A 252-nucleotide genomic window follows, 5' to 3' on the forward strand; every position below is an offset into this window, starting at 1 on the left:
AAAGCGACATTAGTTGGCATAAAGGTCGAATATGTGAACCCTTCTTATACAAGTCAAACATGTCCGAAATGTTCTGGAAAGAACAAGGCGCAAGACAGAAAATACAAGTGCAAATGTGGGTTTGAGAAACATCGTGATATTGTTGGGGCGATGAATATTCGCTACGCAACTGTGGTTGGCGGTAATAGTCAATCAGCCTAAGAACCTATATGGTCTGTCTTAGGAGGGGTGATGGCACACCCTCATCTTGAA

1 protein-coding gene is annotated in these 252 nt (G+C 42.9%); it reads left to right on the plus strand.

Features of this window, described 5'->3' with window-relative positions:
• Positions 1–201: zinc ribbon domain-containing protein (locus MR167_RS32295; protein WP_242316298.1), on the plus strand; the 201-nt coding region annotated here is incomplete at its 5' end.
• Between the last annotated feature and the right edge of the window lie 51 nt (positions 202–252).

Source organism: Bacillus cereus group sp. BfR-BA-01355 (assembly GCF_022663675.1).
Classification (GTDB): domain Bacteria; phylum Bacillota; class Bacilli; order Bacillales; family Bacillaceae_G; genus Bacillus_A; species Bacillus_A thuringiensis_S.